At 49.7% G+C, this 515-nt stretch carries 1 protein-coding gene; it reads right to left on the bottom strand.

What is annotated here, in order from left to right:
* Positions 1–77 precede the first annotated feature (77 nt).
* On the bottom strand, positions 78–515 hold a 438-nt coding region (locus R7E78_RS30635), incomplete at its 5' end, for an ATP-binding cassette domain-containing protein (RefSeq protein ID WP_318059211.1).

The following is a 515-nucleotide window of genomic DNA, read 5'->3' as shown; positions in this document are numbered from 1 at the left end:
CCGATCAAATAAGCCCCGTGAAACGTTCGATTCAACGGGGCTTTGTATTTCAATAATGGCTTTCTTGATTTCAGAGATTAGCTAACTGCTCTAACCTTACCTTGCTTCAAGTCGTTCAGCACTTGAGATTTTGGACCGTCTGCAATTACGCTGCCTTTTTCCATTACAATCACGCGATCTACGATGTCGAGCATCGACGTTTTGTGTGTAATCAAAATCAGCGTTTCGCTCGGTTTTAACTGCGCCAATTGATGCTTGATGTGCATTTCTGAGCGGTTGTCCATTGCACTGGTTGGCTCATCCATCAAGAGTACCGGAGGACGCCCAAGGAAAGCGCGAGCAATCGTCACCGACTGACGTTGACCGCCAGAATGCATTGCGCCCCCTTCACCAACCTGACGCTCCAAAACAGCTGGGTCCGATTGCGTAAAGGCGGTCACATCCGCACGATTGGCCGCATCCATCACGTCACGGTCATTGGTTAATGGACGGCCTAACGTGATGTTGTCGCGGAT

It is taken from the genome of Vibrio sp. YT-19(2023) (genome assembly GCF_033337395.1).
Note: the sequence above shows the minus strand (reverse complement) of the source record. Positions and strands in the feature narration are given on the sequence as shown.